14 protein-coding genes are annotated in these 12272 nt (G+C 66.4%); 9 read left to right on the forward strand and 5 right to left on the reverse strand.

Features of this window, described 5'->3' with window-relative positions; all coding sequences use genetic code 11:
* Nucleotides 1-64: 64 nt before the first annotated feature.
* Both ACQCSU_RS08450 and ACQCSU_RS08455 read right to left on the reverse strand, forming a co-directional pair.
* Nucleotides 65-274, reverse strand: coding sequence for a hypothetical protein (locus tag ACQCSU_RS08450; RefSeq protein WP_426979293.1), 210 nt, complete (start codon nt 272-274; stop codon nt 65-67).
* A 117-nt stretch (nt 275-391) separates the two neighbouring features.
* Nucleotides 392-712 carry a hypothetical protein gene (locus ACQCSU_RS08455; protein ID WP_426979294.1) on the reverse strand — a complete coding sequence of 107 codons (321 nt, stop codon included), beginning with the start codon at nt 710-712 and terminating at the stop codon, nt 392-394.
* Between ACQCSU_RS08455 and ACQCSU_RS08460 the strand changes: the two genes are divergently transcribed.
* A complete protein-coding gene (locus ACQCSU_RS08460; RefSeq protein WP_426979295.1) occupies nt 712-1419 on the forward strand; it encodes a MarR family winged helix-turn-helix transcriptional regulator in 708 nt (235 codons plus the stop codon). The genes ACQCSU_RS08455 and ACQCSU_RS08460 overlap by 1 nt on opposite strands.
* A gap of 35 nt (nt 1420-1454) precedes the next feature.
* Here ACQCSU_RS08460 and ACQCSU_RS08465 read toward each other — a convergent pair whose 3' ends face one another.
* Nucleotides 1455-1886, reverse strand: coding sequence for a VOC family protein (locus ACQCSU_RS08465; protein ID WP_426979296.1), 432 nt, complete (start codon nt 1884-1886; stop codon nt 1455-1457).
* Nucleotides 1887-2121: 235 nt separating this feature from the next.
* Nucleotides 2122-2688, reverse strand: a complete 567-nt coding sequence (locus ACQCSU_RS08470) for a type 1 glutamine amidotransferase domain-containing protein (protein ID WP_426979297.1) — start codon at nt 2686-2688, stop codon at nt 2122-2124.
* A gap of 203 nt (nt 2689-2891) precedes the next feature.
* Between ACQCSU_RS08470 and ACQCSU_RS08475 the strand changes: the two genes are divergently transcribed.
* The 7 genes from ACQCSU_RS08475 (at nt 2892) to ACQCSU_RS08505 (ending at nt 10126) form a co-directional block, all read left to right on the forward strand.
* Nucleotides 2892-3143, forward strand: a complete 252-nt coding sequence (locus ACQCSU_RS08475) for a DUF2630 family protein (RefSeq protein WP_426979298.1) — start codon at nt 2892-2894, stop codon at nt 3141-3143.
* Nucleotides 3144-3187: 44 nt separating this feature from the next.
* Nucleotides 3188-4219 carry a CapA family protein gene (locus ACQCSU_RS08480; protein WP_426979299.1) on the forward strand — a complete coding sequence of 344 codons (1032 nt, stop codon included), beginning with the start codon at nt 3188-3190 and terminating at the stop codon, nt 4217-4219.
* Nucleotides 4220-4410: 191 nt separating this feature from the next.
* Nucleotides 4411-4728 carry a DUF6221 family protein gene (locus tag ACQCSU_RS08485; RefSeq protein ID WP_426979300.1) on the forward strand — a complete coding sequence of 106 codons (318 nt, stop codon included), beginning with the start codon at nt 4411-4413 and terminating at the stop codon, nt 4726-4728.
* Nucleotides 4729-4867: 139 nt separating this feature from the next.
* The gene (locus ACQCSU_RS08490) at nt 4868-5092 is read left to right on the forward strand and encodes a hypothetical protein (protein ID WP_426979301.1); all 225 of its coding nucleotides are present in this window, start codon (nt 4868-4870) and stop codon (nt 5090-5092) included.
* 285 nt (nt 5093-5377) lie between these two features.
* Nucleotides 5378-6670, forward strand: coding sequence for a S8 family peptidase (locus tag ACQCSU_RS08495; protein WP_426979302.1), 1293 nt, complete (start codon nt 5378-5380; stop codon nt 6668-6670).
* A gap of 197 nt (nt 6671-6867) precedes the next feature.
* Nucleotides 6868-8205, forward strand: a complete 1338-nt coding sequence (locus ACQCSU_RS08500; protein ID WP_426979303.1) for an ammonium transporter — start codon at nt 6868-6870, stop codon at nt 8203-8205.
* 46 nt (nt 8206-8251) lie between these two features.
* Nucleotides 8252-10126 carry a Na+/H+ antiporter gene (locus ACQCSU_RS08505; protein ID WP_426979304.1) on the forward strand — a complete coding sequence of 625 codons (1875 nt, stop codon included), beginning with the start codon at nt 8252-8254 and terminating at the stop codon, nt 10124-10126.
* A gap of 80 nt (nt 10127-10206) precedes the next feature.
* On the opposite strand, the gene ACQCSU_RS08510 is transcribed toward ACQCSU_RS08505, so the two are convergent.
* Entirely contained in the window at nt 10207-10896 is a 690-nt protein-coding gene (locus ACQCSU_RS08510) for a GntR family transcriptional regulator (RefSeq protein ID WP_426979305.1), read from the reverse strand.
* Between the two features lie 303 nt (nt 10897-11199).
* On the opposite strand from ACQCSU_RS08510, the gene ACQCSU_RS08515 reads away from it, so the two are divergent.
* Nucleotides 11200-12270: an ABC transporter permease gene (locus ACQCSU_RS08515; protein WP_426979306.1), complete on the forward strand. Its 1071-nt coding sequence runs from the start codon at nt 11200-11202 to the stop codon at nt 12268-12270.
* The last annotated feature ends 2 nt before the right edge of the window (nt 12271-12272 follow it).

The raw sequence follows: 12272 nt of genomic DNA on the forward strand, positions 1-12272 counted from the left end.
TTCTGTGCGCCTCAACGCAGGGCCGCTGATCATCGTCCAGCCCGCATACTGACCGAAGCTCCGGCTAGTCGTCCCGCTTGTCCCGCTCGCTGAACTCCTCGTCGAGGTCATAGTGCCTGAATTCGGTCTCCGGATTCGGTTCACCCTCGGCAACGTATTCGTAGTCCAGTTGGCGCTGGACCTGGCTGTCGAGCACCTGCAGATCCTTGTCCCTCACCTTGCTCAGATCATCGGGGAATGCGTCTTCCGGTGTGAGGTGCAGTTTCTCGGTCATTGCAGGCCTCTCTGGACCAGGAAGGATGGACGCGGTCATGCGGTGCCCTGGCCTTCTTCAGGATAACCGCAGCTCCAGCACGAGGGGAATACATCACCGGGGCGGTCGGGGCAGCGTTCAGGCTGCGATGCCCTCTTCCTCTTCGCGGACCCTCGCCAGTTCATCGGCGAGGCGCGTGCGGCGCAGGCTCCACTGGTGCGTCAGCGTGACCAGGACGGCGCCGGCAGCGGCCCACAGCCCCAGCTTGAGCCCCTCGGTCCAGAAGTCCTGCCCCGGGAAATAGCTCAGGGTCTGGGCCGCATGGAGCCAGGCCGAGCCGTTCCAGAAGGAGTTCAGCCCGGCGAAGAACGGCGGCAGCATGTCGGCGGTGAAGATGCCGCCCGAGCTCGTGAAGTTAAGCATGACGAACAGCAGGGTCAGCGCCGGCGTCGCCGGCAATGACGGCCGCGCTGGCCATGGAGCACTCACTCCTGACCTTCATCGGGACCACGCCGGGCTGCCGGGCCACCGACATTGCCGCCGACTTCCAGTTGAACCGCTCCACCATCTCGCGCCAGCTCACCTCCCTGATGGAGCTCGGTCTGGTGGAGTACGCACCCCAGGAGAACGACGCCGGCCGGGGCCGGATTCTCCTGCTCACCGAACGCGGGCGGCAGCTGCGCGCGCGCTCCGTCGAGGCGCAGCGCAGCGTCGTGACGGCCCGGCTCAAGGACTGGAGTGCGGAGGAGGTCGCGGCCTTCGCCGCCGTCCTGGGCCGGTTCAACGCCGGTCGGAGGAGTAGACCGCCGGGTCGAACGCAGTCCCCTTGCTGTACCGGGAATGCCGGCGCCTGTAACTTTGGGACGGACAGCCGCGCTCAAACAATGGCAGTTCGGACGCAACGGACGCAACGGGAGGAATCGATGAGCACCGGATCCAAGGAACCAGAGGACATCGTCAAAGACGGCGTCGAGGGAGAGGCCCAGGCCGGCGGAGGCCCGGCAGGCCGTGGGGAGGGTTCCGCCGCCCCGAAGGGGTCCGGCGCCACCGAGCAGCAGGCCGCCGTCGAGGACCGGGGCGCCAAGAAGGCGACCGGCCCGGCGGAAGAGCAGGATGAGCAGACCGCCGATGACCGCGGCCTCACCACGGATTCAAGTCCGGACTGAGCCCGCGGCCGCGGCGGCTACGGCAACGGCGGGCGCTATGTGGCAGCCGGGGTCTGACCCGGCTCGGGCCCGACGTTGACCAGCCAGTCGACGCCGAACTTGTCCTTGCACATGCCGAAGATGTCACCCCAAGGCGCCTTCTCCAACGGCATGGACACGGTGCCGCCGTCGGACAGCTTGTCAAAGTAGCCCCGCAGCTCGGCCTCCTCGGAGCCACTCAGGGACACCGAGAAGTTGCTGCCGGGGGTGAAGTCCATGCTGTTGGGCGTATCGGCGCCCATCAGCACCATGCCCTTGGGCGTGGTCAGCATGGCGTGCATGATCTTGTCCTGCTCGGCCGGGTCTTCGCTGGCGTGGTACTCGCCAAAGGTGCTCATGGCCAGGTCACCACCGAACACGGTCTGGTAGAAGGTCATGGCATCTTTCGCGTTATCGCGGAAACCAAGGTAGGGGTTGAGCGTGGTCATGTCCGGACTCCTTGCAGCTTCGGGACGCCCGCCGCGATACCGCAGGGCCGCGACGGGACGGGTGCAGTTACAGGGCATATCCTGCCCCACTTCGGACGGACTGGGTAGGGGTTCCCTGCGCCAGTGCCCGCGGCCCGGAACTGGTGCCGTCAGGGGGCCGACGGGCGGGGACCGACGCCGGCACGTGCCGGCGTCGGTCCCTGTCCTGAGCGTGCGGCCGGAAGTGTGTGGCGGTTTAGGCCGTCTGGCCGGCGTGCTCGCCCTCTGCGATCTCTTCCAGCAGTTTGTCGTTGAAGGCGGGCAGGTCGTGCGGGTTCCGGCTGGTCACGAGGCCCTGGTCCACCACCACTTCCTCGTCACTCCAGTTGGCCCCGGCGTTCCTCAGGTCCGTCTTGAGCGTGTGGTAGGAGGTGACGCTCCGTCCGCTGATGACGCCGGCGTCGATCAGCAGCCAGGGTCCGTGGCAAATCGAGGCAACCGGCTTGTGCTGTTCGAAAAAGGCGCGGGTGAACGCCTGGGCATCCTTGTTGGCGCGGAGGTGGTCGGCGTTGACGACGCCGCCGGGGATCACCAGGGCATGGAAGTCGGCGGCGTTGGCCTCGGCAACGGTGAGGTCGACGTCGAACTTCTCGCCCTTGTCAGTGCCGTGGTAGCCCTGCAGCTTGCCGCTCTTGGGCGCCACCAGGGTGGGTTCTCCGCCGGCTTCCTTCACGGCATTCCACGGGCTGGTCAGCTCCACCTGCTCCACGCCGTCCGTCAGCAGAAACGCGACCTTCTTGCCTGCAATGTTGTGCTCTGACATTTGTCCTCCTCAGGCCGGACGAGGGTCCAGAAGGCCGTTTCGCCGTTCATGTGACCCCGCGCCAACTGTGATGGCTTACACCCCAACCCTAGGGAGCACCAAAATAATAAGCAAGCTGATGATGAAACAAGGCTGGTGCTCTGGCCACCACACCTCCGCCTTACTACGCTGGCGGAAGAACGCTACGCAGAAAGAAGGCCGTCATGGACGAACAGCACATCCTGCAACGTATCTCAGCCTTGGTAGAGGAAGAGCAGGCGCTTCGCGAAAAGGCACCCTCCTCCTCCCCTGACTACGAGCACGGCCCCGATCACGCACGGCTCACGAGCCTTCAGGAGGATCTAGACCAGTGCTGGGACCTCCTCCGGCAGCGGCGGGCGAAACGTCAGTATGGCGAGAACCCCGACGAGGCGGAACCCCGCCCCGTCGATCAGGTGGAAAACTACGAATCCTGACCGTCCGCGCCCGCGTTCTTGGAGCCTGAACGGGCAAGTGGGTCATGTTGATCGCGTTGTTGGGCGACGTCATGCTGGGCCGGCTGGTGAATGACCGGCTGAAGAAGGCGCCGCCGGCCTATCCCTGGGGAGACACGCTCCCGGTGCTGGCCCGCGCTGACCTCCGGGTCGCCAACCTCGAATGCGTGCTCGCCGCCGGCGGCGAGCCGGAGGCCGGGAAGGTTTTCCATTTCCGCTCCGATCCCAAAAATGTGGCGAGCCTGCGGTCAGCCGGAATCGATCTGGTCTCCCTGGCCAACAACCATGTGCTGGACTTCGGGGCCGACGCGTTCCGGGAGATGCCGCCTGCACTCGATGCGGCCGGCATCCTGCATGCCGGCGCCGGGATGGACCGGGACGCGGCCCGCCGGCCGGCGGTGCGGCGGGCCACCGGCACCGCCGTCGGACTCATTGCCTTCACCGACAACCAGCCCGGCTGGGAGGCGGACCACGAACCAGGGGTGTACTACGTCCCGGTGGTGGACGGGGACCGCCGGGTCGGGGAGCTGCTGGATCTTGTCCGGCGGACCAAGGCCCGGACCGGGTTGCTGATTGTGTCCGCGCATTGGGGGCCGAACTGGGGTTCGGAGGTGCCGTCCGAACACCGGGACCTGGCGCACGCCCTGATAGAGGCCGGGGCCGACGTCGTCTACGGGCACTCGCCGCACATCTTCCGCGGCGTCGAGCTCTTCCGGAACCGTCCCATCATCTACAGCGCCGGGGACTTCGTGGACGACTATGCCGTGGACCCGGTGGAACGCAACGATCAGTCGTTCATCTTCCTGCTGGACACCGACGCTGCCGTGCCCCGCTCGCTGCGGCTGCACCCGACGCTCATCAGCGATTTCCAGGTCCGGCTGGCGCGTCGGGACGCCCGGGAAATCGCCCAGCGGATGCAGCGGCTGAGCAAGCACCTCGGCACGCACAGCAGTTGGCGGGACGATCAGGCCTACCTGGAAATTCCGGTCGCTGCGGGCAACGGAAGCAGCCCCGGACGCGGAATCAGCACTTCTCCGTCACGAAGGGCTGGAAGGTGAGCATGCTCCGCGCCCCGAGTTCGAAGGCCGGCCGGGAAAAATCGGGCCAGCGCGGGTCCAAGCTGAGGTCAGGAACGCTCACGACCCGTTCCTCATAGGACGCGTCGAGGCACGGACCTTGCCCGGTCTCGCTCTGGAGCGTATCCACCCGCAGATATCCGCGGAACAGAGGAGACGCGTAATCTCATTTTGTGGACGTTGTCGAATTCCTGTCCCAGCGCATCGCAGAAGACGAGGCTGCGGCGCGGAATCTGCTTAATGACAGGTCCGTCTCCGAGTCGGGCAAATGGTACGAACGCCGCGTCCTGCTCGAATGCGAAGCCAAGAAACGGCTGATCGGCATTGTGGAATCCGCCCGCCAGGCCGCCCTGGCGGCGATGGTCCGCCACCCCGAGGGCGACACGCCGTGGATCCCGGAAGCCATCGAATGGACCACACTTTCCCTCAACGCCCTGGCGCTGCCCTACGTTGATCATCCGGATTTCGAGCAGCGCTGGCTGGGAACGTGAAGTGGGGCCGCATGGCGTGACGTGCGCGGGATCTAACGGCTGCGTAATCCGTACGCCCATGTGACACTTGAGCATCGGACTCAACCGAGACTGTCTAACCTCATGCAAAGCAGCAGCCACTCCAAGGAGTCACGCAGACATGAATAGTCAAGAAAAAAACGCATTCGACAGCCCCCGCACACATCGGCAGGGTGAAACCCGGCCCGACCTGAGCAGTCTCCATGTCCGCGAGGACATCGCCCTGGCTGGCCGCTGCGCCAACGTCCACCTCCCCACCGGCCGCACCTGCACGGAGCCGGAGCGTCACCGGGGCTCCTGCCGGTTCGTCGGGCCTGAAGACGCGGAGCACGCCGCCGCCCAGTAGCCGCGCCCTCGATCTGCGCCCCTCTTTTGCCGGTCCCAAAGCTGTCCAAGGTTTTTCAAAGGGCCTACCATCGTAGGGAGGGGGGCACTCGATAGCGAAGACGCTTAATGGGAGGCCACGATGCACAGCCGAGTCCGCAGTCATTTTGCCCGAACGCAAGCATCATCGGCTGCGGTGTGGCCGCGCCGGCGCTGGAGTACCGCTTATCCACCGACGCATGGCGCGTGGTACCGGCGGATGCTGGGGGCTCTTGCTGCGATGGCGTTGGCTGCCGGCGGCGGGATTGTGGCTGCAGCCCCATCGCTCGGGGCCGAGACGAAGCAAAGCTACATTGTGGTCCTCAAGGACACCGTGCCGGATGCGGCTGCGGTTGCGGCCGCACACCAGGGCAAATTCGGTTTCGCCGCCGCCAGGGTCTACAGCTACGCGGTGAATGGGTACGCGGGCACGATGACGGCGGCCGAGGCGCAGGCCGTCGCGGCTGAACCCGACGTCGAGTTCGTCTCGCTGGGCCGGCACTTTGACAAGCCTCGAGACCCGGAACCGCCCAGCACCCAGGTCGCCCCTTTCTGGTGGCTGCGCATGGGCGGCAACATGGACAAGGCCCGGGATGACGGTGACAACCGTAGCGGTTCTGTCGACGTGAATGTGGCAGTCATCGACAGCGGGATCGACGGCACCCACCCGGACCTCAACGTGCGGGGCGGCATTGACTGCTCCTCGGGGACGCCGGTCAAGGTGACCCCCGTTGATGTCATGGGCCACGGGACTTCCGTGGCGGGCATCATCGGCGCCCGGAACAACAATATCGGGATCATCGGCACGGCTCCCGGCACACCGCTGTGGTCCGTCCGGGTGGTCAACGACGCCCTCGGAATCACCGAGGAGAGCCTGATTTGCGCCATCGACTGGGTGACTTCGACGCGCAAGGACAAGAACCGCAGCAACGACATCGAGGTTGCCAACATCAGCATCGGCGGCCCGGGCAGCGACACTCCTGACTGCGGGCGCGGCACGGATCCGATGCATTACGCGATCTGCCGCTCGGTCAAGGCCGGAGTCGCATATGCCGTCGCGGCCGGAAACGATACTGCCGACCTCGCCGGAACCGTACCGGCGGCCTATCGGGAGGTGCTCACCGCGACCGCCATCGCGGACTTCGACGGACGTCCCGGCGGACTGGCCGCGCCGGTCTGCGGGACTGAAAAGTGGGCCGCCATCGGACAACTGGACGACCACCCAGCGCTCTTCTCCAACTTCGCCACACATTCCCGGGACAAGCGCCACACCGTCGCAGCACCCGGCGTCTGCATGCTGTCGACAGCTCCGCTGGCGACGACGCCCGGCTACAGCGTGAACGCCGGAACGAGCTTCGCAAGTCCCGCCGTGGCAGGCTCGGTGGCCCTGTGCATCAGCAAGAAGGTCTGCCATGGCTCAGGCAAAGAGGTGATGGAGGAATTCCTGGACCGGGCCGAGGACTCCAACAAGAAGCACCACGGCCATGGCTTCGAGGGTGACCCGCTCCGCCCTGCCGACTCGCAGTACTACGGCTACCTGACCCAGCTCACGATGTTCTGACCTCACCCCGCAGTGAGCACCTGCTAACGTCCCTGAAACATGGCCGTTACGTGATCGTCACGCCGGCACAATTCCCGTAACTTCCCTGCAACGTTCCGCCCGACTCCCGGAAACACGAATCCGGGAGCATTGAACCCGGGCTGGGGGCCGGCGGCGATGCGCACCGGCATGGCGAATTGTGGAGAAGGGACACGCAGGTGGAACTCACTGCGGGAAACGTCTGGGTGATGGTATCGGCAGGGCTCGTCTTGCTGATGACCCCGGCACTCGGCCTCTTTTACGGCGGCATGACCAGGGCGAAAGCCTCGCTCAACATGATCATGATGAGCTTCGTCTCCGCGGGGATCGTCGGCGTCGTCTGGATCCTGTGGGGCTACTCCATGACGGGTGGGCACGGCGTTCTGGGCATCTTCGGTGATCCGTTCGCCAGCTTCGGCCTGCAGAGCCTCCTCGGCTCCCCGGAACTGATCAGGGCCGGCTACGGCGCCACGTTCGCCATCATCACCGTGGCCCTGATCAGCGGCGCCATCGCCGACCGCGCCAAGTTCACCTCGTGGGCTCTCTTCGTGCCCGTCTGGGTCACCCTGGTTTACTGCCCGCTCGCCTTCATGGTCTGGGGCGGCGGCCTGATGAGCCAGCACGGGGCCGTCAGTTCGGTCTTCGGGCAAGTGATCGATTTCGCCGGCGGCACGGTGGTCGAAATCAGCTCCGGCACCGCCGCGCTGGTCCTGGTCCTGATCCTGGGCAATCGCCACGGCTTCGGCAAGGACCCCGCCCACCGCCCGCACAACATTCCCTTCATCATGCTGGGAGCCGGCATCCTGTGGTTCGGCTGGTTCGGCTTCAACGCCGGCGCCGCGACGACGGCGGAGCAGGCCGGCCTGATCTGGATCAACACCCTGGCCGCCCCGGCCGCAGCCATGCTCAGCTGGCTGGTCACGGAAAAGATCCGGCACGGGCACCCCACCTCACTCGGCGCCGCGTCCGGCGTCGTCGCCGGCCTGGTCGCGATCACCCCCTCCTGCGCCAATGTCAGCCCGGTCGCCGCCATCGGTCTGGGCCTACTGGCGGGTGCCGCCTGCACCGTGTTTGTCGACTTGAAGTACAAGCTGGGTTTCGATGACTCGCTCGACGTCGTCGGCGTCCACCTCGGCGGCGGGCTGGTCGGCACGCTCGCGCTGGGCTTCATCGCCCTGCCTGTCGACGGCGCCGGCGGCGGCCTGTTCTACGGCGGCGGGATCCAGCAGCTGATCGCCCAGCTGGTCGCCGTCGTCCTCACCGTACTGCTGTCCGGGTTTGCGACGGCGGCCATCGGGCTTGCCATCCACAAGACCATCGGCTTCCGGGTGAGCCGCGAAGCCGAATTCTCCGGGGTGGACCGCTCCGAACACGCGGAGAGCGCCTACGAATTCGCCGACGTGGGCCAGAGCCGCTTCAACCCCTTCGGCCACCACGTCCAGGCCCGTCAGGTCCGGAACGTTCCGGCCCACGCCGGTGAATCGGCCCAGCATCCGAAGGAAGACAGCCTCGTTTAGGGAACCCGTGCGGGGAGCCCCTCCCCGCACCTGACAGAATGGCACAATGGACGTCGCCCTGGGACTGCTGGTTCTCGTGGCGGTGGTGTGTGCCGGCAGCGCGCTGGGCAGGAAGCTCAATGTCTCCGTCCCGCTGCTGCTGGTGCTGGCCGGCGTTGCGGGTTCCTTCCTGCCGTTCGTCCCGCGGATCGAGCTGAATCCCGAACTGGTCCTGGTGGGGCTCCTGCCGCCGCTGCTCTATGCCGCCGCGCTGCGGACCTCGCTGTTCGACTTCCGCTCCAACCGCCGCGCCATCGGCCTGCTCTCCGTCGGCTACGTCATTTTCGGCACCATCACCGTGGGCCTGGTGGTGTGGTGGCTGTTTCCGGAGATCCCGCTGGCCGCCGCCATCGCCCTCGGCGCCGTGGTCGCGCCGCCGGACGCCGTGGCCGCGACTGCGATCGCCCGCAAGGTCGGCATGCCGCGCAGGATTGTCAGCATCCTCGAAGGCGAGTCGCTGGTCAACGACGCGACGGCCCTCGTCTGCCTACGCGCTGCCATCGCCGCCATCGCCGGGTCCGTCTCGGCAGCAGGGGTTGCCGGCGGATTTCTGGTTGCGGCCGGCGGCGGGCTGGTGGTTGGCCTGGCCGCGGCCTACGTCCTGACGGAGCTCCGCAAGCGGATCCGGAACGTCGCGATCAATACTTCGACGTCACTGATGGCGCCGTTTGTCGCGTACCTGCCGGCCGAAGCGATCCACGCCTCGGGGGTCCTCGCCGTCGTCGTCACCGGCCTGGTGATGGGCACGAAGGCGCCGTCCATGCCCAACGGCGCCGCCCGCCTGAGCCAGCGCAGCAACTGGAACACGGTGCAGTTCCTGCTGGAGAATTCCGTCTTTCTGCTGATCGGCCTGCAGGTCCGGACCATCATTGAAGGCGTCCAGGATGACTCGCTGGGGGCCGCCCGGATCTGGACCGGCTGCGCCGTGATCCTGCTGGCGGTGCTGGTGCTCCGGCCGGTCTGGGTGTTCCCCGCGACCTATCTCCCCCGGCTGGTCCCCGCCGTGCGCCGGAATGACCCCGCCCCGCCGTGGCAGTTCGCGGCAATCGTGTCCTGGGCCGGGATGCGCGGGGTGGTGACCCTGGCCGCGGTGCTGGTGTTGCCCGCGGACCTGGAACACCGGACGGTGCTGATCCTGGCCGCCATGGTGGTGGTCGGCGGCACCCTGGCGCTCCAGGGCTTCACCCTCCCGGCCATGGTTCGGCTGCTGCGGCTGCAGGGCCCAGACCAGCGCGAGGACGCCCTGAACCAGGCCTCCCTGATGCAACTGGCTACCGCCGCCGGGGTGGAGCGCCTGCAGGAACTCCGCACTGACAGCGATCCGCCGGAGGTCGTGGCCATGCTGCAACGGCGCACGCAGGAACGCGGCCTGGCGGCCTGGGAACGGCTCGGCCGGCCGTCGTCGGAAGCGGCCACCCCGAGCCAGCGCTACGCCCAGCTGCGCCTTGCCATGCTGGACGCGGAGCGGGCCAAGGTACTGGAGCTGCGGAGCGGGGGCGAGTACGCCCACGAGATCCTCAGCGCCGTCCTGGACCAGCTGGACATTGAGGAATCAATGCTCGACGTCGCGCTGAACGAGCTGGACACATCCGGCGAGGGAGGCGGGGAAGGCATCGCGCGGCCGGGCGGGATCTGCGGGCACCTGGAGTCCGCCACGTCCCCGGACGTGCCCCGCGACGCTTATTGCGCGGACTGCGCCCGGGAAGGCACGACGACGGTCCACCTCAGGATGTGCCTGGCCTGCGGCAACGTGGGGTGCTGTGATTCCTCGCCCGGAACGCACGCCTCCAGGCACTTCGACGCCACGGGCCACCCGGTGATGCGGAGCATTGAACCGGGCGAAGACTGGCGCTGGTGCTATGAGGACGATCTGCTCGGGTGACGGGCCTCCAGCCACGGGCGCAGCTTGCTGACCCGGAAGGGCCGGGCGGTGCCGTGAATGTGGCTACGCGTCGCCGATCCTCAAGGGGCTAGCGTTTGGGCGAGCCCGGCAAGCACCGGCTCACGGCCCAACTCGATATGTGAGTAGGCCAGCGCATAGGCCAGGTCCGGACGGCCCTTGAGGATAGCGTCGCAGAGCTCCACATGTTCGTCGCGTTGGAGTTCATTGCTGCGGTTGTGAGCCAGACCGAAGATCCAGCGCATTCGGCCGAAGAGTGGCTTGACCGATTCGACCAGCAGACGGTTGCCTGAAAGCCGGACTATCTCGGCGTGGAATTCCGCACTGAGGCTCGCGACGTCCGCCGTCCGGCCGCTGTCGATGGCGAGCCGTGTTTGGTCCACCAGTTCCTGCAGGCGCATGCCGTTTTCGCCCCCCGCAACCCGGACTGCCGCCATCCGGGCAGCGAATGTTTCAAGGCAGAGCCGGACGTCAAAGAGTTCGTTGACGTCTGTGAGCGTTAGCCGCCTGACCGCCGCACCCCTGCGGGGGAAGGTCTCAACGAAGCCGTCCTGTTCGAGGCGCTGGATGGCCTCCCGCACGGGAATCCTTGACACGTTATGCAGTTCCGATAGTTCCCGTTCGCGCAGCCGCGTTCCCTGCTCATATTTGCCGGCCACAATGCCCTCAAGGACCAACTGATACACGTTTTCAGCCCGGACCTCGTCGTCCCGACCGTTCAGCGCATCCCCCTTCGGTTCAACCACACTCACACCGCCATTCATCACTCACCCCGTGGCCCTGGCGGACGGCGCCGCCCGGCGTTCCACCTGAGCATACACGTGCCCGACTGTCGGTTCCGGGCACCTTCAATGCCTCCCGCGGTCCCGGCCCCAGTGCCTTGCCGAAGGGAAGGGCAGGCTGGCCACTTCGCAGTGGAACCCAGACCAACAACATTCTCTGGTATTCCAGATCTCACCAATTTGTGATTTACATCGCACAAATGGTGCTCTAATCTTTGCTTGGTATACAAAACGATGGAGCTTGCTCCTTGGACCCTGAATCGAGCGTTCCCGATGACCCAGCTTCAGTCCGGTGCCGAACCAACTGCTGCGAGTCCGTTCCCGGCCGACAGCGACGACGGCGCGAGCCGCCCCTTGTCCCCCGGCGCCCAAACCACCCTCAGGGCTGTCCCCGCCGACGCACGGTCGCTGCTGGCCACGGCCTGGCTAAGGATCCGCAGGAGCAAGATCGCCCTGCTCAGCCTCTGTGTCGTGGTGGCAATCATGCTATTTGCCGTCCTCGCGCCTTTCCTCAGTGCCTGGTCCGGAAATGATCCCTTCACCTCCAACACCAGCCCCGACGTGCTTGATGACTTCGAAACCCCGGGCCTGCCACTTCCCGGCTACATGTATCCCTCTGGGCAGCACTGGCTGGGGGTAGAACCCGGGCTCGGGCGGGATCTGTTCGCCCGGCTTGCCTTTGGTGGTCAGGTCTCCCTCACCATCGCCCTCCTGTCAACCGCCGTCTCGGTTGTCCTTGGCACTGTGCTCGGCGCGGCGGCCGGCTACTTCGGAGGCAAGACGGACGCGATCATCAGCCGCATCATGGATCTTTTCCTCGCCTTCCCGCACCTCTTGCTGGTGCTCTCACTGACGCCCATCCTTCAGTCCCGGCTGCGCGGCACCGCTCTGGGCCAGGGCAGCTTCCTGCCCATGGCCTCGCTGGTAATCATCCTGGGGTTCTTCGGCTGGGCGTATCTTGCCCGGATCGTCCGGGGCCAGGTCCTCAGCCTCCGGGAGCGTGAATTTGTTGAGGCGGCCCGCTCGTTCGGCGCCTCCCACCTCAGCGTGCTGTTTCGGCAGATCATCCCCAATGTGATGGGCGTCGTGCTGGTTTACGCCACCATGCTCATCCCCACCAACATCTCCGCGGAGGCCGCACTGTCCTTCCTCGGCGTCGGCGTCAAGGACCCGACGCCGTCGTGGGGCCAGATGCTCAACGCCGCCCAGTCCGGCAACTGGTACCTCAGCGATCCATGGTTCCTGGCCGTCCCCGGCGCCATGCTGATCGTCACTGTCCTGGCGTTCAACCTGCTCGGCGACGCCGTTCGTGATGCCTTGGACCCCAAAGCATCACGCCACTAGCA

The organism is Pseudarthrobacter sp. O4 (genome assembly GCF_050157025.1).
Classification (GTDB): domain Bacteria; phylum Actinomycetota; class Actinomycetes; order Actinomycetales; family Micrococcaceae; genus Arthrobacter.

Coding starts and splice junctions, on each gene's coding strand:
- ACQCSU_RS08460 (WP_426979295.1), top strand. CDS start 712: ATGACGGCCGCGCTGGCCATGGAGCACTCACTCCTGACCTTCATCGGG.
- ACQCSU_RS08480 (WP_426979299.1), top strand. CDS start 3,188: ATGTTGATCGCGTTGTTGGGCGACGTCATGCTGGGCCGGCTGGTGAAT.
- ACQCSU_RS08450 (WP_426979293.1), bottom strand. CDS start 274: ATGACCGAGAAACTGCACCTCACACCGGAAGACGCATTCCCCGATGAT.
- ACQCSU_RS08465 (WP_426979296.1), bottom strand. CDS start 1,886: ATGACCACGCTCAACCCCTACCTTGGTTTCCGCGATAACGCGAAAGAT.
- ACQCSU_RS08475 (WP_426979298.1), top strand. CDS start 2,892: ATGGACGAACAGCACATCCTGCAACGTATCTCAGCCTTGGTAGAGGAA.
- ACQCSU_RS08505 (WP_426979304.1), top strand. CDS start 8,252: ATGGACGTCGCCCTGGGACTGCTGGTTCTCGTGGCGGTGGTGTGTGCC.
- ACQCSU_RS08490 (WP_426979301.1), top strand. CDS start 4,868: ATGAATAGTCAAGAAAAAAACGCATTCGACAGCCCCCGCACACATCGG.
- ACQCSU_RS08470 (WP_426979297.1), bottom strand. CDS start 2,688: ATGTCAGAGCACAACATTGCAGGCAAGAAGGTCGCGTTTCTGCTGACG.
- ACQCSU_RS08515 (WP_426979306.1), top strand. CDS start 11,200: ATGACCCAGCTTCAGTCCGGTGCCGAACCAACTGCTGCGAGTCCGTTC.